Source organism: Paenibacillus sp. GbtcB18, from assembly GCF_019091125.1.
In the GTDB taxonomy this organism is placed as follows: Bacteria; Bacillota; Bacilli; order Paenibacillales; family NBRC-103111; genus Paenibacillus_F; species Paenibacillus_F chitinolyticus.
This window is the reverse complement of sequence record NZ_JAGXJX010000007.1, coordinates 18,515-36,365: the sequence shown is the minus strand read 5'-3', so window position 1 is coordinate 36,365 and position 17,851 is coordinate 18,515. Positions and strand designations below refer to the sequence as shown.

Annotated in this window: 19 protein-coding genes; 5 read left to right on the top strand and 14 right to left on the bottom strand. The window is 45.6% G+C overall.

The window, feature by feature from the left end; all coding sequences use genetic code 11:
- Window positions 1-84 precede the first annotated feature (84 nt).
- From KVT34_RS19865 to KVT34_RS19830, 8 genes are all read right to left on the bottom strand, one after another.
- On the bottom strand, window positions 85-903 hold the full coding sequence (locus KVT34_RS19865) for a M55 family metallopeptidase (protein ID WP_217560565.1): 819 nt from the start codon (window positions 901-903) through the stop codon (window positions 85-87).
- Window positions 904-907: 4 nt separating this feature from the next.
- Window positions 908-1,339, bottom strand: coding sequence for a rhodanese-like domain-containing protein (locus KVT34_RS19860; protein ID WP_217560564.1), 432 nt, complete (start codon window positions 1,337-1,339; stop codon window positions 908-910).
- A 93-nt stretch (window positions 1,340-1,432) separates the two neighbouring features.
- On the bottom strand, window positions 1,433-2,320 hold the full coding sequence (locus KVT34_RS19855) for a LysR family transcriptional regulator (RefSeq protein WP_217560563.1): 888 nt from the start codon (window positions 2,318-2,320) through the stop codon (window positions 1,433-1,435).
- A 262-nt stretch (window positions 2,321-2,582) separates the two neighbouring features.
- A complete protein-coding gene (locus KVT34_RS19850; RefSeq protein WP_309244118.1) occupies window positions 2,583-2,819 on the bottom strand; it encodes a cupin domain-containing protein in 237 nt (78 codons plus the stop codon).
- Between the two features lie 216 nt (window positions 2,820-3,035).
- On the bottom strand, window positions 3,036-4,157 hold the full coding sequence (locus KVT34_RS19845) for an acyltransferase family protein (protein WP_309244114.1): 1,122 nt from the start codon (window positions 4,155-4,157) through the stop codon (window positions 3,036-3,038).
- 437 nt (window positions 4,158-4,594) lie between these two features.
- Window positions 4,595-4,903, bottom strand: coding sequence for a DUF6022 family protein (locus tag KVT34_RS19840; protein WP_217560561.1), 309 nt, complete (start codon window positions 4,901-4,903; stop codon window positions 4,595-4,597).
- Window positions 4,890-6,218 (bottom strand): SMI1/KNR4 family protein, encoded by a 1,329-nt coding sequence (locus KVT34_RS19835; RefSeq protein ID WP_217560560.1) that lies wholly within the window; start codon window positions 6,216-6,218, stop codon window positions 4,890-4,892. The genes KVT34_RS19840 and KVT34_RS19835 overlap by 14 nt, the downstream gene beginning before the upstream one ends.
- A gap of 20 nt (window positions 6,219-6,238) precedes the next feature.
- Window positions 6,239-6,748, bottom strand: coding sequence for an endonuclease V (locus tag KVT34_RS19830; protein ID WP_217560559.1), 510 nt, complete (start codon window positions 6,746-6,748; stop codon window positions 6,239-6,241).
- 184 nt (window positions 6,749-6,932) lie between these two features.
- On the opposite strand from KVT34_RS19830, the gene KVT34_RS19825 reads away from it, so the two are divergent.
- Together KVT34_RS19825 and KVT34_RS19820 are read left to right on the top strand one after the other, a co-directional pair.
- Entirely contained in the window at window positions 6,933-7,502 is a 570-nt protein-coding gene (locus KVT34_RS19825; protein WP_217560558.1) for an RNA polymerase sigma factor, read from the top strand.
- Window positions 7,483-9,174, top strand: coding sequence for a DUF4179 domain-containing protein (locus tag KVT34_RS19820; protein WP_217560871.1), 1,692 nt, complete (start codon window positions 7,483-7,485; stop codon window positions 9,172-9,174). Before KVT34_RS19825 ends, KVT34_RS19820 begins: the two co-directional genes overlap by 20 nt.
- Before the next feature lie 106 nt (window positions 9,175-9,280).
- Here KVT34_RS19820 and KVT34_RS19815 read toward each other — a convergent pair whose 3' ends face one another.
- Window positions 9,281-10,114 (bottom strand): hypothetical protein, encoded by an 834-nt coding sequence (locus KVT34_RS19815; protein WP_217560557.1) that lies wholly within the window; start codon window positions 10,112-10,114, stop codon window positions 9,281-9,283.
- Between the two features lie 100 nt (window positions 10,115-10,214).
- On the opposite strand from KVT34_RS19815, the gene KVT34_RS19810 reads away from it, so the two are divergent.
- Window positions 10,215-11,102 carry a nucleotidyltransferase domain-containing protein gene (locus KVT34_RS19810; RefSeq protein WP_254635022.1) on the top strand — a complete coding sequence of 296 codons (888 nt, stop codon included), beginning with the start codon at window positions 10,215-10,217 and terminating at the stop codon, window positions 11,100-11,102.
- Window positions 11,103-11,114: 12 nt separating this feature from the next.
- On the top strand, window positions 11,115-11,732 hold the full coding sequence (locus KVT34_RS19805) for a Cap15 family cyclic dinucleotide receptor domain-containing protein (RefSeq protein ID WP_217560555.1): 618 nt from the start codon (window positions 11,115-11,117) through the stop codon (window positions 11,730-11,732).
- A 104-nt stretch (window positions 11,733-11,836) separates the two neighbouring features.
- Here the strand turns inward: KVT34_RS19805 and KVT34_RS19800 are convergent, their stop codons facing one another.
- The 3 genes from KVT34_RS19800 to KVT34_RS19790 all read right to left on the bottom strand — a co-directional run bounded on the left by KVT34_RS19800 (window position 11,837) and on the right by KVT34_RS19790 (window position 15,780).
- Entirely contained in the window at window positions 11,837-12,874 is a 1,038-nt protein-coding gene (locus KVT34_RS19800; RefSeq protein ID WP_217560554.1) for an NAD(P)/FAD-dependent oxidoreductase, read from the bottom strand.
- 160 nt (window positions 12,875-13,034) lie between these two features.
- Window positions 13,035-14,624, bottom strand: a complete 1,590-nt coding sequence (locus KVT34_RS19795; RefSeq protein ID WP_217560553.1) for a helix-turn-helix domain-containing protein — start codon at window positions 14,622-14,624, stop codon at window positions 13,035-13,037.
- A 151-nt stretch (window positions 14,625-14,775) separates the two neighbouring features.
- Window positions 14,776-15,780 carry an ABC transporter substrate-binding protein gene (locus KVT34_RS19790; RefSeq protein WP_217560552.1) on the bottom strand — a complete coding sequence of 335 codons (1,005 nt, stop codon included), beginning with the start codon at window positions 15,778-15,780 and terminating at the stop codon, window positions 14,776-14,778.
- Window positions 15,781-16,129: 349 nt separating this feature from the next.
- Between KVT34_RS19790 and KVT34_RS19785 the strand changes: the two genes are divergently transcribed.
- Window positions 16,130-16,552, top strand: coding sequence for a tetratricopeptide repeat protein (locus KVT34_RS19785; RefSeq protein WP_217560550.1), 423 nt, complete (start codon window positions 16,130-16,132; stop codon window positions 16,550-16,552).
- A gap of 108 nt (window positions 16,553-16,660) precedes the next feature.
- On the opposite strand, the gene KVT34_RS19780 is transcribed toward KVT34_RS19785, so the two are convergent.
- On the bottom strand, window positions 16,661-17,083 hold the full coding sequence (locus tag KVT34_RS19780) for a hypothetical protein (protein WP_217560549.1): 423 nt from the start codon (window positions 17,081-17,083) through the stop codon (window positions 16,661-16,663).
- A gap of 98 nt (window positions 17,084-17,181) precedes the next feature.
- Window positions 17,182-17,823 carry a hypothetical protein gene (locus KVT34_RS19775; protein ID WP_217560548.1) on the bottom strand — a complete coding sequence of 214 codons (642 nt, stop codon included), beginning with the start codon at window positions 17,821-17,823 and terminating at the stop codon, window positions 17,182-17,184.
- Between the last annotated feature and the right edge of the window lie 28 nt (window positions 17,824-17,851).

The window sequence follows — 17,851 nt, the reverse complement described above, 5'->3', positions numbered from 1 at the left end:
ATGGTAAGGTCCACCGTATCGCCTATAGAGCGAAAATGAACAGCGCCCTGGGGGCGCTGTTCACAGACAATAAAGGATTCCTTTTTATAAAAACCGAGCTGTGTTCGCCAACGTCGACATCGTCTCCATCACTCGATAAAACGAAGCGGCATCCTTCGCTATGTATGATACGACCGTGCTGTTCGGTTGCGGAGTCGTTCCGGGTATGCCCAAAGCCAATTCGGCCTGGCCGCTATGAAAAAATTCGATGCTCACTTCCGCGGGCAATGCGACCTTAAGCGGGGTGAAATCCGCGAGGCGCCCCATAGCTTCTGTCGTTCTCTCCGCGAGTTCTTTCCGGCTTTGCTCCAAAGATAAGCAACGCGCCGCGGTTCTCGATAACGTGTGCTTTACAATTGCCGTAACCACATCCGGCACGAGGAGCTTCGTTTCTTCGGCAGCTCTATCGTCACCGGCGACCAGAGCCAGCGGTACGCCCAGCATACCTGCATAAATCGCGTTGAACCCGATTTCTCCGACATCTATTCCGTTAACCGTCATATTCTTGAACCAGTACGCATGGCTTAATACGCCTGGGGTTCCATGCCGGGCATGATAGCCCACGAAAAAGACGGCCGAGAAATTGGCGTCCAGACCGGACATCATATAATGCTCTCTTGGGAAGCCCGAGATCAATGTCGCTGCGGCATGCAGGCGACTTAGCCGGAGATTGTTCCCTGAACCGTGGCTGTCGGCGACGACGATTTCGGTTGCTCCGCTTTCCCATGCGGCTTCGATTACCGCATTGACGTCGTGTTCCATCAACGAGCGTCCGTATTCGTAATTCGGCTCGCCTGGCTGGAGAAAGTCCGGGTTCGTAACCCCCGATATCCCCTCCATATCAACAGAAATGTATATTCTCATCTCTTTACCCAATCATGCATGCCGCATGTCCCAGCGTGCCTTCTACGTCGTTGCCCTCCTTGCGCCAGTACTCAATGCCTCCGAGCATCTCTTTCACTTGGAAGCCGAGGGCGGATAAGCGTGCCGCGCCTTTGGTACCTCCGTTGCAAGCCGGTCCCCAGCAATAGACGACAATGAGTTGCTCTTTGGAGAAAGTGGCGGTCGTCTCCGCGCTGATCTGGTTAGAAGGGAGGCTAATCGCGCCTGGTACATGGCATTCTCCGTAGGCAAGGGCACTGCGAACGTCGATGAGCAGGAAGTCGGCGATGCCGTTCTTCATGTCATAGCACACGTCCGAAACATCCGTTTCCACGGACAGCTTGTTTACAAAATGGCGATGCGTGTGCTCGGGAAGAGCGGCTGGCGTTTCGAGAACTAGAGAGCGAATGGTTGTCATTAGAATTACCTCCAAATAGGGATGTTATTGCCTTGACATCACTATAGCACGGCCACTTCTAATGGAGTTATCGATAGAATTCAATGGATACTATCAATCATTTTGATAATTCATGCCACCGAGGAGCTCGATAAATCCGACGAACGCATTCGACTTCCATTTTTTCTTCGGATAGATTAGTTGCGTGTAAAATTGGCATCCCGGATCGACGAAAGGAATACGGATCATTTGTTCATTCCGTATCTCTGCCGCTACCGCGATCCGTGGCAACAAAGCGATTCCCAAACCATTAATTACGCACTGCTTAATAGCCTCCAAATTGCCGAATTCGTAGGCGAGACGATAACTAATCCGGTTTTCCTTTAACATCCGAAGAAGCATCGCTCTATACGTGCAACCGTCTTCCGTCAGAATCAAGGACTCACTTTCGAGATCCCCAACACGAATTTCATTTTGTCCCGCCAACTTATGGTCCGGACAGACGATGATGTCCAAAGGTTCTTCCCTCAGAACGTGGATACCTAATTCCTCGTCCGCGAACGGCAGATCCAGAATAATGCCGAAGTCCAGTTCCCCTTCTTTGACCGCTTGGATAATCTCAGGTTCGTTCCCCGGCTGAATCATGACATTAACGTCCGGGAAATTCCTTCGATACGCACCAAGATACGGTGGAAGATAATAAGCCGCCAACGTCTCGATCGTTCCGATGGAGAGCGTTCCTTTGGATTGCCGGGACACGGCTTCTTTCGACTCTTCGTGGATTCTATGAATCTCGTTGGCGTATTGCAGAAGTGTCTCTCCGGCCAGTGTAAGCTTCATGTTCCGTCCAAAGCGCTCCATGAGAACCGCGCCATAAGACTCTTCAAGTCTCTGAATCTGCGTCGTGACGCTGGATTGAGCATATCCTAAAGCTTCCGCGGCGTGCGTATAGTTCCCCCGTTTCGCCACTTCGCGAAACGTTTTTAAGTAGGTGAGCTCCACAGGCTCCTCCTTTCAAATCCTCCGTAACGGCTAGTCGCAACAATGGCCACCAATTAATCCCGCTTCTCATTAATTATACTTGATAAGCCCCCCAACCCTCTAATTTCCCATCTTTACCTCATGCAGCTTTAAGATAAAGCCAGCTGCCGCGATAAGGAAGGACACCATCAAAAAAAGTAAGCCCAAGCACTCTATGCTCAGCTGCAAAGAAGGCCGCCGAAGTAATCGGGGACCTTAAACAGTTGGAGCATTGCTGCCTTAGTCAAAAAGGCGGAGTAGAAACTGCTATTAGCAGCGTTTCGCCTCCCCAGATATTCTTATAACTATGGGGGATTCTGGCATCATAATAGATGCTGTCCCCTTCTTCAAGCGTATAACGTTCATTGCCAAGCACAAACTCCAATCGCCCGGAGTGAACAAATAGAAATTCCTCGCCATCGCTATGGCCGACTCGGCTGTCGCCGTAAGCCGCTCCTTCGACAGCTCCTTGAAATCCAATTGATTAACGTATCCGTACTTCTTTTCGTAATCGTTTCTTGTTATTGTGTAATAATAATTGATATCTCATAAGCCGCCGTTACAAAAATGTTAGTCTTTAACATGGCCTTTCAAGGCAACCCCATATTTTTCCGAACCCCTGCGGGAGGCTATATTGTTTACAAAATGTTCGCTTCAACCCATTAAGTCCTACTTCGAAACATATGATTTACGGCTATTACAGCTTCTGTCTATCTACTTGACAGTCATCACCAGTTTGAGTGGTCCAAATCTCCTTCTTCTTATAACCCTTTCCTATGAGAAAAGGAGCAATACGATTAAAGAACTCAATAAAAATAATCGAAATAATGAAAACCATAAACACTGCAAATATTACTAAGGAAAGGCCTTCAAAATAAAAGTTAAACTTCCCAGAAAACCATTCGAAAAACTTCACATTCATAAGGAAACTAATAATTAATCCATGAAGACCGAAAACGATTAATGAATTTTTTCCAAAATAGGAGATCATCTTACTTTGTTCCAATCTTTTAGAGAGATACATATAAAAGATGAGACTTGCGATTACAGCTGCATAAAAACCAATATAGTTTTGGCCGTAATAGTTTGAAGCCATGCCAGGACGGCCGTTTAATAAGAACAATGTAAATCCTACTATAGCGGCTGAATAAGCCACAAATGGTTTGTCCAAATGGAAGAAATCAACCATTGTTTTTCCGAAGTTCCTAAACATGTAACCTAACAACATAATCGACGCGGCGTTGATTGATGCTAATGCACTCCAAGGAACCTCACCCGGGTACAGTTTGCTGGTTATGGCTCCAATAACGGATAATAAGATCCAAATGTATAAAAGATAGAAAGATTTGTCTTTACTATATTTTAACAGGAAATATAGTATAACGTGAGCCAAAAAAAGACAGGGCAGAAACCAAAGTGACATGTTCATTATACCAAGACTAGTGCCATTTCCATATAAAAAGGCTTTGATGACAACAGGGGCACTCAACATACCAACGATGCCTTTCCAGTACATCCACATAAAATATAACCATGAAACAAAATATAACGAAGCATATGGAACGAGGATTCCCTTCACTTTCGACCAAAAGAACGACCAAAACGAATCGAATTTACGATAATTAATTGTAAAACCTGCCGCAAAGAAAAAGAGAGGCATGTGAAATGAATACAAATATGAGATCATAAGGCTGGAGTCGATTTGTTTATCACCAGCAAATCCATACGGAATCAAGTGGGAGAACACAAGAAAAAATATCCCAAACCCCTTAAACGTATCTAACCATAGAATCCTTCCATTACCTTCGTATTTTGACACTAACATACACCCCTGATATTATTTTTTTTTACTTATTTTTACATCTTTTTATTTATTTGTTAATTTCTTTGATAATAAGCAATCTTTTAGGCTCAAAACGAATTACTATTCATCATAGTAACACACCATGGAAAAAAGCGGGCAATTTTCTAGTCACAAAGTATTTCTCCCTTAAACTCATGCTCTCGGAGCTGTGTAATTCTTTTATATCTACACTTGCCCATACTCCCTTTCCATACCACATCCCAATTTTTCGCCGTCACTTATGGTAAGGTTCAGCTTAACGGGACTATCGTCGAAAAATGAGCAACGATTTGGCCGCCGTACGTATATGGCCAACCTTTCAAAGGGGCATAATCAAACCTACATAACATGAACGAAAGGCCACCAAAGTAAAATGGTGGCCTGAACGAACTTGGTTCGACTATCGTTTTCCTTTAACTTAATGATGTCAACTCCTTAATTCCCCTAACTCCTTGCACGATCTTCTCCTTGAGAAACTCAGGTAGCACATAGACGACCGGTGCTGAAGGAATGTCGAATTTCAGATGGGAATGAGGAATTTCCGTAAGCAAAGTACCTGCCGGATTATCTTGCCTGTCACGAATCACGTTCCAGAATATTCTCGATTTATTATCTTCCGTGCCCCATTTCTCGAGGCCGCCGGAGTAATCGGCGGCCTTAAACAGTTGGAGCATTGCTGACTTAGTCAAAAGGTAGGCGGAGTAGCAACTATTCTTTGTCAAAATAATCTTCCGGCAAATTTAATTCCTTCAAACAACCTATAAATTTTTCCCTGAAATTAGTTTGGCTTTTATATTCCGGCCACTCATCCTTATAATAAGGCAACAACTTCTCATGTGGGATAATGCCCCAATATTGAATAGTGTTTTTCACAACCTCCTTGCCGCCACCCATGAACATCTGTTCAATGATCTCCCAACTTTCCGACTTGTCATTGCAACTGCGTGTGGCATAGATTGCGGCTGTTTGTATATTCGGGTCGGTATGGCACAAAAAGGGCGCAAAGTTTTCGAGTGTAATCGCGCCGGAGGATTCCAAAACATACCCCACATGACGTAACGTTTCGGGGTCTTGAACCCTGTCGAGTCTTTGCACTATCACTTTTATAAATTCCGATAAATCAACAGATTTACCATACCAGTTCAGAATCTGTAAAGCGTGTAATAAGTCCTCATTTCTATCGGAATGCAACAGCTCCAGAAGATAGTCTCTTCCCGCGTCAACAGAGGTTTTGCAGATTAGCTGAATGGCTGTGATGCGATCTTTTTGTCCTTGATCAGCAACGTTTTTTAAAAAATCAATGGTTGGCTGCGAGATCTTCTTAAACTTGAACATTCCCTCAAGCGCTTTTGTTTTGATTTCTTCGTTTGGGGCGTTTTGATAAACCTGTATCAACGCATTTTCATCGCCCGGCATTCTACTCCCAAACCACCCTATGTCATAATCCAGAATAATTTCGTCCAACCAGCGCTCATACCAGTCCAGAAAGTTATCTTCATAGACAAAGAAAAAGGGACAATCCGGATAAAAATCTGCAGTGTAAACGACTTTCCCCCTGTTTTCCCCTTCAAGTACGAGATACATATCGTATTCGCAGCCTTGTGTGCCAATGCACAACATGCCGCCCATCACCCTATCACGGGCCGCGTCGTATTCCAGGTCGGAGATGTCCTCATCATTGATCAACGGCTCGGTCAAATGGTTCCATTCTTCTTTTGTCATTCCGGGGCGCAGAACGCATTTTGAGGAGAGTGCATGACTATCGGTATAGGAAGTTGCCTTTTCAATCGAATAAATCCCGTAATACGGCCCGGCACCTCCATTTCCGACTTTCGTTAAAAACTGCGCATAAGGCTCCGGGAGTGTGACCTGATTCTTTGCTTGCCAGTCCGTAAGCTCTTTTGCCGGAAGCTTTTCACCAACCTTGTATTGGTGTGAGGATGCTCCAAACACCAAAAAAGCCGTATCTTTGCGCATGGCTTTTTCGAGTTTGTATCTTATTCGATCAAGCTGCGTTTCTTTCTTCCAAAACAACATATTGAATCCCCCCTGTTGAATTATAGCCGGGCTTCCTTCGTTTGCTTGTCCAGCAATTTCAGCAGATGTGGAAATCGATATTCCCCGTACATACTCTGTATATGCTCGGCAGCGACTGCTAGCTCCATTCCGATGGAGGTTATATACAAAGGCTTCGAGCTGTTGCCTCGATAAATCTTTTTGACAAAAGCCTCATTGTCGTGAAAAGCACTTTTTGCAACACCGATCACTGGAATTTTCCCTGAAAAATCTGTATAAACATAATGTCCGAGCCCCGGCTTTTTCTCATTGTTTAAGTACACATAGCCATCCACAACAATGGTATGTATTTGGTTTAGATCAGTAAGTTTCAACAGTTCCCGTATGCAAGGGAGCTCTCGTTTATAGAAAAAACCCGGTTCGTATTCGAGAGGGTTTTCCGTATAAGACATGATGACGTCCAGTGGTTTGGAATCTTCCCAGCTTTGAAAAATAACCCCCACTGATTTCGCTTGATTTTCCTCATAATACACATCGACAGCGATGATCATTAATAGCGATTCCTTCCTTTAAGCTCATTTTAAGCTGTAGATTATTTCCATTATATCACAAGGTGAAGCCTGATTTTTTTTGCGCTCTGTGAGAAAGGTTTACGGCCGGAATTCGTCATACATAAATGAACGAACCATAAGGACCCTTGCTGCGCAGCAAATCTTTTGGGATAGGAGGGTGAACATGCAGGATGACAAACAATTGATAGAACAGATTCTGCAAGGAAATAAACAAGCGTTCGGACAGATTATCGACAGGTACAAAGCAAGAGTGTTTGCCCTCCTCCAGCGGATGCTCGGGAATTCGCCGGATGTTCAGGATATAGCTCAAGAGGTTTTCATTAAAGCTTATAACCATTTACGCGATTATAAGCCGGAGCATAGCTTCTCGGCATGGCTTTATCGGATTGCCGCCAACCGATGCATCGACGAGCTTCGCAAGCGCAAACGCACTCCTCTGATGACCGGGATGGACTTCGACCCCGTCCAAACCGTTACGCCGGAGAGCGTTTTTCTGGAGAAAGAAAGGCAGCAGGCTCTGGAGTCGCATCTTATGGACCTGGACCCTAATTACCGCGACGTGTTGGTCATGCGGTATATTCAATTTCTAAGCTACCAGGAAATCGGGGAGCACCTTTGTATCCCGGTCAGCACTGTGCAGATGCGATTGTATCGCGCCCGCAAAAAATTGCGAGAGAGTTTGAAAGATCCCGAAGCGAAGGGAGCGTTTCTCTATGAAGTGCATGAAATCTAACCAGTTGATCGCCTACATGGAAAACCGACTTTCCCCTTTGGAGAGCATCTGGCTGGAGGAACATCTCGAAACCTGCAGCGAATGCCGCCGTCAATTGGGGCTTTATATGGATACTTGGGATTCGTTTGATGCCGCAATGAGCGAAGCGGATGTGCCGCCGGATTTCACCGAGCAAATTCTGGATAAAGTCACACCCTATGTCCCGGCCGCCGAACCTGCTGCGGAAGACGTAAAGGCTAACACCGCCTTTACGAAGGACTGGAAAAAAAGGAGTGTAGCTATAGTGAAAAAAATAACGATTACCGTTGCCAGCCTGGCCATAGCCGTATCGCTGGGAACTTTCGTATCACCGACCTTCGCCGATTATGTGAAGAGCTTTTTCAATAATACAGAGAAAGTGGATCAGGGCATGATTGACGCCGTACAGCAAGGCTTCGTTCACCCGCTGGATTTAAAAACGGCCGATCAGGGCATTACTCTGGAAGTCAAAGAGTTTATGGCCGATCCGGTGCGTATTGCCGTTATCGCCGAAGCCAAAGGTCCCGACGGACAGTACATCGATCCCGACGATATGAGAATGTATGTGAATTTTGTTATTAAAGATAAATCGGGCGTTCCGGTACTGGGTCCGATGGGAGGCGGCTGGACCACCAGCAAAGACAATCATTCTCTGATGGTCCAGCAGGAGCTTACGGAAGCCATCAGTAGCGGCATAGAAATCCCCGATGATTTGATCGCCGAGATTCGTTGGACAAAAATCGGCAGCACGAGCGGTAATTGGCAAATTGATATTCCGATAGATATGTCGCAAGCGAAAGCGGCAACGAAGACCGTTATGATCGACAAGCAGTATACTTCCCCTCAGGGGCTGACGGTCGGCTTGAAACGTGCGATATTCGCCCCTAGCGTCACCTTGCTGTCTTTGGACACCAGGATATCCCCGGAAGTAAAAGAGAGGATCGAGGCAGCGATCTCCAAACAGACGGACAGTACTGGTACCGGAACGCTAGATTCCTTCGTTGCCCATCAATTGAAAAGCTATCAGCTGTCCTATGAGCTTATCGATGAGCGGGGTCAAGTAGTCGCCGCATGGGATGATTTATTCGATCCCGGGCTCAGTATCGCCAAACGCTCCATCGTTAACGGGATCTCGGAAAAGGAAGACGGAGGCACCGTGACCTTGTGGCATTCGTTCTCGCCGCTGCCGTCCGATAAGTATGGCAAGCTTACGTTCAAGCTTCATTCCGTCTATACAAGTGAATGGGCCGATTTCCATGCTAAGCTGACGCCGGCTCAGTTGATTCAAAAGCCTGCGTCCCTGGAATATAACGGCAATCAATTGCAATTCAAGAAGTTCGTATGGAAGCAGGATGAAGCTAAACTGATGATCGGCGATAAGGAGGTCAGCGACCGGGGCGGCGTGCTTGAAGTAGAGGCTGCTTTTGCCAAAGGCGTCGTTAATCTGGAAGAGTGGAAGGTTAAGGATGAAAAGGGAATGGAATACGAGGCTTATCTGCAGAAAACATCTTCAAGAGACGAGAACGGTCTCGTTACTGTTCGTGGAGCGCTCATTATCCCTCAACTAGATCACCAGCCTGAGGAGCTTACGATAAGCTATAACGTCGTACAGAAGGAACATCAGGATGTGAACTGGCAAATCCCTATCGAATGAGGATTGAAAACTTCAATGAATGGAAATAGAAGGGTCCCCACAATGGGGACCCTTTCTTCATATACCTATGGATATATTTTAATCATCCATCACCCAGGTTCCAGCACTACATGGTAAATGTGCCAAGTAAAGACGGCCATACCGAGATTTTTTCGCGGCAGGACGGACATACGGTTTCCCCTGCTAAATAATGCAGTTGCGTAGCCAATGTTCGCTCCCCAATCGCTGCCGCCCGCTCCGCTAGTGCGCGTACTTCTTCATCTGCGAATGACGCTGCCGGAATGATAGGTTGCGGTTCCTGGCCCGTGTGAAAAACGGGATCATCTTGATAGGCTTGAAGAATTTCCGGATGCTCCTCATCAGGCCATAGGTACACATCTTCCTCGCAGGCCGGACACACGGTCACATACTCATCACCGTTACTAAACGTCATTAACATGTTGGCAAGGGGATAAGAGCCTCGATAGGCAGCATCTGCCACAAGAATGTAACGCTTCTCCAGCTCATCTATGGAATGTTGAGCTGTAAAGGCGAATACTTCCTTGGCAAGCGCCCTGAGCTTGTCAATTGCCTCTACATATTCACGACACAATTCCGTACAAACGGAGCTGCCTACCTCCTCAGCCAGTCCGGCCCAAGATGCCGGGAATGGCGCTTCATCCCGCCCATCGCGGCTTGCCTCGATGATACCGCAATTGATAAACAGTTCTTTGCGCACTTCCTCATCCGATGTGGAGCATGCTAGCTGCGCCAAAAACGGCATCGCCGCGTAGGTAGCCGTATAGATCGTATTTTGATGGAACAAAAACTCCTGAAAGAGTTCATCAAAAACCTCCTGGCTATATTCCTGCATTAGCCGCTGCAATAACACGGGCACGTTCTCTGCAGAACTGTAAGGTCCTGTCAGCTTTCCCCATACATCGCTATTCCATTTAAGCAAGCTTTCCCTCCGTTCCTAATCGCCTTTCATTTTTCAAACTCTATCCCATTATCAATATGGTATATTATACCTATAAATGTCGAAACAAGGGGGATTAAATTTGGGTTGGAAGGATAATTTAGAGGATACTTTTTCTCGATGGTCGAAGCGAGCAAGTGACAATGAAAAAGCCAAATGCGAGCATGCAGTGAGTATGATTAAAGCGGCGGTAAAGGAGGATGCGGGAATCAAAAACTCCGACATCTCATTCATACCGCAGGGTTCTTACCATAACAATACAAACGTGAGGCTAAACAGCGATGTGGATATTTGTGTGAAGTTAAAATCAACATTCTTTACGCAACTTCCACCTGGTACAAGCAATGCAGATTTTGGTTTATCCGGCGGTGCTTATACTTTTGCTAGCTATCTAACAGACCTTGAGCGTGCATTGGTAAACAAATTCGGCCGTGAAAATGTAAAGAAGGGTAATAAGGCTTTTGATGTGAAGTCGAATACCTATAGAGTAGAAGCCGATGTGGTAGCTTGTTTTGAACACAGAAGATACAACCCAAATGGATCATACATATCCGGAACTCAATTCTACTCAAGTACAGGCGAGAAGATAGTAAACTTCCCTGAACAACATTACACAAACGGGGTTGCAAAAAACGACACGACAGGAAGAATTTTTAAGAGAGTTGTCAGAATTATAAAGCGTCTCAAAATGCAAATGGCTAATGACGGTGTAAGAGGACTTGATAATATATCTTCATTTCTTATTGAGTGTTTGGTCTGGAATGTGCCTAACCAGTTTTTCACGAATAAAACTTACACTGAAGATGTGAAAGACGTTTTAACATTTCTGTACAATAACACATTGAATGACGATCAATGCGAGGAATGGGGTGAGGTATCGGACTTGCTTTATCTTTTTCATTCTGGTCGTAAATACACACGGAATGAAGTCAATGCATTTATCTTATCAGCCTATAGACATATATTTTAGGGGTGAATCCATGTGTATAATCAAGACAACTACACCAGAGTTTTAGTTATGTTTGGAATTGTTATCTTTTGTTTATTGTTTCTTCTTTCTGGTGTTGATTTTGAACAAATACACTCGAAAGATTTAATTAGAAGTATTTCATCCTCCACAGCCATTACATTGTTATTTCATGTTGCTTTTAAAAAATGGATTTGGAAATACCGTTGGATACCTTTTATTAACCCAATCATTGTATTAGTGCCGAATTTACATGGAACTTGGAAAGGTAAACTACAATCAAGTTGGGTTGACCCAATTTCAGGAAAAACTATTGATCCAATTTTGATAACAGCATACATAAGGCAGACCTTTACTTCTATCAGCGTAGAAGTTCATACTGATCAGATGATAAGTAAAAGCTACATTGCGGGGATAAGAACAGACTCAGATGTACAGACCCAGGAACTTTGTTACACCTACAGCAGTAAAGCTTCTGCGGATTCAATAGCCTATAACCCCTGGCACGATGGCACGGCTAAACTTGCAATTCATAATGGAACAGAATTAAGGCTGAAAGGCGACTATTGGAATTTGAGAAAAACAATTGGTACGATGGAACTTCATCGTGTCAGTAAAAAGATCAATAGATAGTTGCATTGAGAACCGAGTCGGGGAAAGTTTATCCTCCGGCTTTTTTATTCCCAGCAGGACGTGTAGAATAGATTTCTCGCCCGCCCTAATGATAGCAGACCCTGCTATTCATCGGACATGCCAATCGCTTTGTTCCGTTCTTTAAACCTCTCGTTATGCGACGATACATAAGCCATTCTCGGCGCGTCGGGATCCATGTACCGTTTGGCGCTGTTAAGCGCTAAGGCCGCATCCGTGAACGCCCCTGCAATGAGGTTGAGCTTGCTTTCGTAATTGACGAAGTCGCCGGCCCCGAAGATGCCCGGCAAGTTCGTCTCAAGTCTCGGGCTGACGAATATGTTCCAGTCGTCCATATCCAGTCCCCAATCCTTGATACCTGTAAAATCGGACTTCAGCCCGTGGTTAACGATAACCTCGTCTATTTCCAGCTCGCGCGAGTCCCCTGATTCGATATGGGTAATCGTCACCCGTTCAATCGTCTTTCCGTTGCCGCTGTATAATTGCGTGACTTCATATGGCGTAAGCACATCGGCAGAAGACTCCTTCATTCGAACAATGTTTTTCTCATGTCCGCCGAATCGGTCGCGCCTATGCACGACTGTGACCTGAGCGGCGATGGGAACCAGCTCGTTCGCCCAATCGACAGCGGAGTTTCCCCCACCCGAAATAAGGACTCGTTTCCCCCTAAAAGGCTCCAGTTCCTGCACCGTATAGTGCAGATTGGACACCTCATAGCGCTCAGCCCCTTCCAGCTCCAGCTTCGCCATTCGCAGAATGCCGCGGCCGATAGCCAGAATGACCGTGCGTGTCCAGTGCTTCTCCCCCGTTGCGGCCTCCAGAATGTACGTCGAATCCGCTTGTTTCTCCAATCCGATAATGTGCTGGCCGAATACAATTGTGGGGTCGAACGTCTTCGCCTGCTCCGACAATTGTGCGATTAACTTCTCGCATAGGATTGGCGGAACCCCTCCAACATCCCAAATCATTTTCTCGGGATAAATAAGCATCCGACCGCCCAGCTCGTCTTTCGCTTCTATTAGCTTTGTCTTTAAATCGCGCATTCCACTATAAAAAGCAGTATACATTCCCGCAGGACCACCGCCGATAATCGTCACATCGTATAATTCAAGCTGCTCAGTCAATCGATGTCCTCCTCCAGCCGGCACATGTAATGTCCATACTGTGATAATCATTCTCAACACAATTGTAGCTTCGGCAACGTGACAATCACAATGGACAAAATCGACGGTTACTTTATACAAAATAGGGGATACAGACCTTTCAATCGCAAGCAAAACCAGATTAAGCTAACGACCGCAGTATATCATCTATTTTTTTGCCGTTGGAAATAACTCCGTTATTCATCCAAGTTAGAAAGTCAACCTCGTAAACGCGGTTATTTCGTACAGCGGGCAGATCACGCCACTCTGGCTGCTCCAGCAGCTCCCTCTCCTTTCCTTCTGCCTGGCTATGCCACTTATCGAAAGTAATGAACAGATGATCCGCGTTTAACGTACGCAGGTCCTCTACAGAGAGATTGAACATGCCCGGCCTATTCGCTTTTGAAGCTATACCTACTGCGGAGTAGGAGCGCAAGCCAACATCGCCATAGAGAACAGTCGAAACAAAACCTTGCCCTTCTCCCGTATATTGGATGATGTGGTCCGCCGAGATACGCAAAAAGGCGACCGTTTCACCTTTCATAACCTGACTCAGCGTATGACTCGCTCTCCGTGCTTTGAAATCATATTTTGCGATAGCATCGTCGGCCAACTCCGTCCGACCGAAATAATTGGCGACGGTACGCAGCAGTGTACGCCAATTATTGGTCGGCTCACTCAGGATGCAGGTGTTGGATATGCGTCGGCACTGAGAATATTGCTGCTGCTCGTAACGATCCATAAGCAATATCAAATCCGGGTTATAACCGGAAAGCGCGTCAAAGTTGCCGTCGTTCTCGTCGAACGTCGGAATATGGTTTAAGCCTAGATAATCTTGTTTTCCCCATTTCGCATGCCAATACTGGACAATAGGCTGCATATCCAGCGCGACTATGAAATCCTCCAAATACGGCGCTACTACTCTAAGCTGTCCCTTGCGGCTGCGACGGTAATGTCCGGGCGATATGCCTACCGTCTGCTTGAAACGACGATTGAAATAATATTCACTGTTGAAACCTGTATTCAGCGCAATATCAAGCAGCTTGTCATCGGCGCTTGCCAGCCACTTCTTGGCTTGATTAATCCGTACTTCATTTAAGTACTGGAGCGGTACTTGACCCGTAGCCTCTTTGAACAGACGGGTATACTTCCAGCGTTCAATGCCTGCGAGGGAGGCCAGCTCCTCCACGGTCAGAAGCTCACGGTAATACTGATGAATATGCCGTATGCTAAGCTCTACCCCATGCCGCTCGATATCCGTTCCCTTACCCTCGGCCACGGGTGCATTTTGGCGGAATAGAAAGAGCAGCAGCTCTTGAAATCTCACAAATCGTTGGAACAGCTCGAGCTCGTCGCTCGCCCCGCGGAGTCCGTATAACTCATCAAGCAGCTCCATCGTCTTCGCGAAGGGTGCGCAGGCAAGCTCCTGCTTATCCGGCAGCAAGCTCGAAGCCGCATCATAGCCGCTCGCTGCGAAGCACACTCGGTAATAGCTGCAGCTCATAACCTCTTGATCGATAGATAAAGATCTTCCAGGCCCCCGCAAATAGCATTTTCCTTGTCCCGTCCCGCTCATTATAATGAGTAGTTCAAAGCTTTCCTTATCGTTTCTATCGCTGCTGTCCGAATCACTCATTTCTGCTTGCTCGCCCGCAACGATTAAGCGGATCGATCGCAGCACATAGTGGACTAAAGGAGCGGTCCCAGCTTGTTTGCGCTGTTCAATATCCATCGTTACTATCAACCGCCTTTTAATTGATATTCATTCTCAATTAATATAGTGTAAATCAAAACGAGCCGCCCCTCAACCTTCGTTGAAAAGCAGCTCTTTCCCAATTAGGACGATGAGTCCCTCCAATGAACTTAATCACTCTTATTTCCTGCTAAGAAGCCAGCAATCGAAGTAAATCATCCATCTTCAACCCGTTGGCCGTAATGGCTCCAGTCTGCCAATACGATCTCTCTACAGGATATACATGGCCGTTTTTAAATGCAGGAACGGTCTTCCATAACGGGTTTTCCTTCATTTCCTTAAGCGCCTTCGCGTTGCCCTCTTCCTCCCACGTCCCGTTGGACGGAAGCAAAATAATATGGTCCGCGTCAAGCTCCGGAATGACCTCCTTCGACAAGACGATATTGCCCTCCGTCATCGCCTTGGCGAACCCCGGCGCCTTCAGCCCAAGATCCTCATACAGGATTTGCCCGACAAACGTGTTATGAATGCCGAAAATATTAATGGATTTGTCTACGACGTTCATCCGCAGAACAACAAGCTTCTCATCGCCGATCGCCGCGTTCAACTTCGCCTTCACATCGGCAATACGGGCATCGTAATCGGCAAGAACCTGCTCAGCCTTACCGCTGATACCAAGCAAATCGGCGATTAAGGTTAATGTTTTGCGCGAATCCGCAAGTACGTCGTCCGGTAAGCGGAATGTCGGCGCAACCTTGGAATAGAGCTCGTATTGTGCTGCATCGACCTCTCCGGCGCCGATGATCAAGTCTGGATCGGACACAAGCAAACCCTCGATGCTGCCGGTCACGTCGAACAACGGCACGTCCAGCTTCAAATAATCCTGCTTGCCCCACATCGGGTTATAATATTGCACAATAGGCTTTACCCCAAGCGCAACCAAATAATCTTCACGATAAAGAGCGGAGACTCGCTTCGGATTTGTCGGAATCTTTACCTCTCCGAAGCCATCGGTTACGACACGCGTTCCTGTCTGAGGCGGAGCTCCGCCTGGAGCTGCCGTTGCCTGAGCAGGCTGATCGGTAGTCACCGTGGCCGCAGCTTGATCGCCTGTCGAGCCGCAACCTGTCACCGTAATCATAGCTGCCGTTATAAGCGATATCCATCCTGTTTTCATAAATCCCGGTCTTGCCATGATTAAATCCACTCCCATAAGTTGTATGTTTTGCAGCAAAAAAACCGCTTATTAATAATGATAATCATTATCATTTTGCTTGAGTAGATTCTACCCCATATCGAATTGCATGATCAATACACATTCTCTACGACCGGCTTTATACAAACTCGTCACTTCCGTACTGAAACCCCGAAAAATGACGATAAACTAGAACGTGCTTTCAATCTATGAACAGGCTTAAAAATTTGGTAGACTTTTCATATGAGATTGTCTGCCTGAAGTCAAAGACTGTGCCGAGCATGAAAGCCAACAAACGATCATTGGCTAAAATTCCTTAATCCAATCGAATAGAACAGGAGAGATCGCGTTGCAGCTCCCAGATTCCACTTATTCCGCAATTAGGGCTCTATGTAAACAAGGCGATGATTTAGTGAAGACAGGCGATCTTGATGCCGCCAAGCAAAATTATATAGCCGCCCTCCGTTTATTGCCTGAAAATCATCAAGAATGGGAGGCCGCTACCTGGATATATGTAGCTATTGGGGATGTCCACTATCGTATGAAGAATTACGATAAGGCCTTCAAGTGCTTTTTTAATGCCGTACAGTGTCCGCAGGGGCTGGGTAATCCGTATATTCATCTTCGGCTGGGGCAGTTATATTACGAGCAGGAAAACTTTGAAAAGGCGGCTGACGAGTTAACCCGGGCTTACATGGGCGCCGGTATTGAGATTTTTATGGAAGACGACCCCAAGTATCTTGAGTTTTTGGAGACAAACATAGAGATTTGAAAATTCAGGTTAGTTTCAGGGGCATTTAAAATACCGTTATAGGCGAAACAAACCCGGCCTTTAGAAAGGTCCGGGTTTGGTAAAAGTTATTTAATTCTCTAAGCTACTTTAAACAATTGTAGCTCTGTACCCTGTATTCTTACCTTTTTCAACTGCTTCGATATAGCCATCGAAATAATAGGGTATATCATCTTCTTTACCATTCCGAATTCGGCCTCTAACTTTATCGAAGGCAAATATAGAAATTGAATATTCAGGCTCCCCAGTAACTAACACGGGTTGGTCTCTTTCTTGTACCCAAATGTACCGTCCCCCATAATTCCTTCTTGCCACTTCAAAAATGTAACATCCAGCCATAGAAGAAACAGAATCCAATGTATCATCATCGATCTGATACTCGCATAACTCTTCTAGCAATTCGTCAAGTTTTTGTAGACTTAGCACGCTATAATCAAAATTTCCTTTATCGGAAAAATTATTTACGAAACTTTCTGCCGTAGTAATAATGTCATGCTCTAATTTACTTTTCATAATGCTTATGCTTACCCCCTTGAATAGTGAGCTTACAGTTAGAAATATCCACCCTTTAACTTTTACTACCGGTCCAGCTTAATATTTATACGGCGAAATCAAGAGAATTGCCAAAAGCCTGCTACAGGGTGTTCTATCTCGGTTGCCCCAATTATGGCGAAGATATATAGGGATCCAAAACCAAAAGGATAACTGTAGTCGTCATGAATCAACGTTTCGGGGTAACCGTCTTCATCTACTTGAAATAAAAAAGAAAATGACTCCTCCCTCAGCTTCGTAAAATAATAGTCTTCATTTTGAATAAGTCTCGGATTTCCTCCTACTTTGATCAAAAAAGACTGATCCATCGATTTCTCGTCATTGCTTAATGTCCCATCCGAAATGATGTGTTTTATAAGGCCTGGATTAGTGAACCTCTCTTTGGTGCTTTCAGTTGAAATGGGGTGTTCAATCACCTTGATCGAGCAATTGGGATATATATTATTTTCCAAATACTCCTCATAGTCTTCAGGAATGAAGATCGAAATCATGCTCTCCGGTTTAAAGGGATGGACGAGGGTCAAGTAAAAAACATATTTCTGGTTTCCTTCATGGATGAGGTCATCTTGTTCATCAAAAAAATCGGGTGCGTTTCCACCGATCCAGCCTTTTCCCTGATCTTTCCGCAGGTCAGATTCGGCATGGTAAACAATACTATCTGTTCGCTCAACTAAAACGTTTATTTTATTGTCCACAGGCATTCTACAAATCCCCTCCAAGAAACTTAAT

Coding starts and splice junctions, on each gene's coding strand:
- KVT34_RS19865 (WP_217560565.1), bottom strand. CDS start 903: ATGAGAATATACATTTCTGTTGATATGGAGGGGATATCGGGGGTTACG.
- KVT34_RS19860 (WP_217560564.1), bottom strand. CDS start 1,339: ATGACAACCATTCGCTCTCTAGTTCTCGAAACGCCAGCCGCTCTTCCC.
- KVT34_RS19835 (WP_217560560.1), bottom strand. CDS start 6,218: ATGTTGTTTTGGAAGAAAGAAACGCAGCTTGATCGAATAAGATACAAA.
- KVT34_RS19830 (WP_217560559.1), bottom strand. CDS start 6,748: ATGATCATCGCTGTCGATGTGTATTATGAGGAAAATCAAGCGAAATCA.
- KVT34_RS19825 (WP_217560558.1), top strand. CDS start 6,933: ATGCAGGATGACAAACAATTGATAGAACAGATTCTGCAAGGAAATAAA.
- KVT34_RS19820 (WP_217560871.1), top strand. CDS start 7,483: ATGAAGTGCATGAAATCTAACCAGTTGATCGCCTACATGGAAAACCGA.
- KVT34_RS19795 (WP_217560553.1), bottom strand. CDS start 14,624: ATGGATATTGAACAGCGCAAACAAGCTGGGACCGCTCCTTTAGTCCAC.
- KVT34_RS19790 (WP_217560552.1), bottom strand. CDS start 15,780: ATGGCAAGACCGGGATTTATGAAAACAGGATGGATATCGCTTATAACG.
- KVT34_RS19780 (WP_217560549.1), bottom strand. CDS start 17,083: ATGAAAAGTAAATTAGAGCATGACATTATTACTACGGCAGAAAGTTTC.
- KVT34_RS19775 (WP_217560548.1), bottom strand. CDS start 17,823: ATGCCTGTGGACAATAAAATAAACGTTTTAGTTGAGCGAACAGATAGT.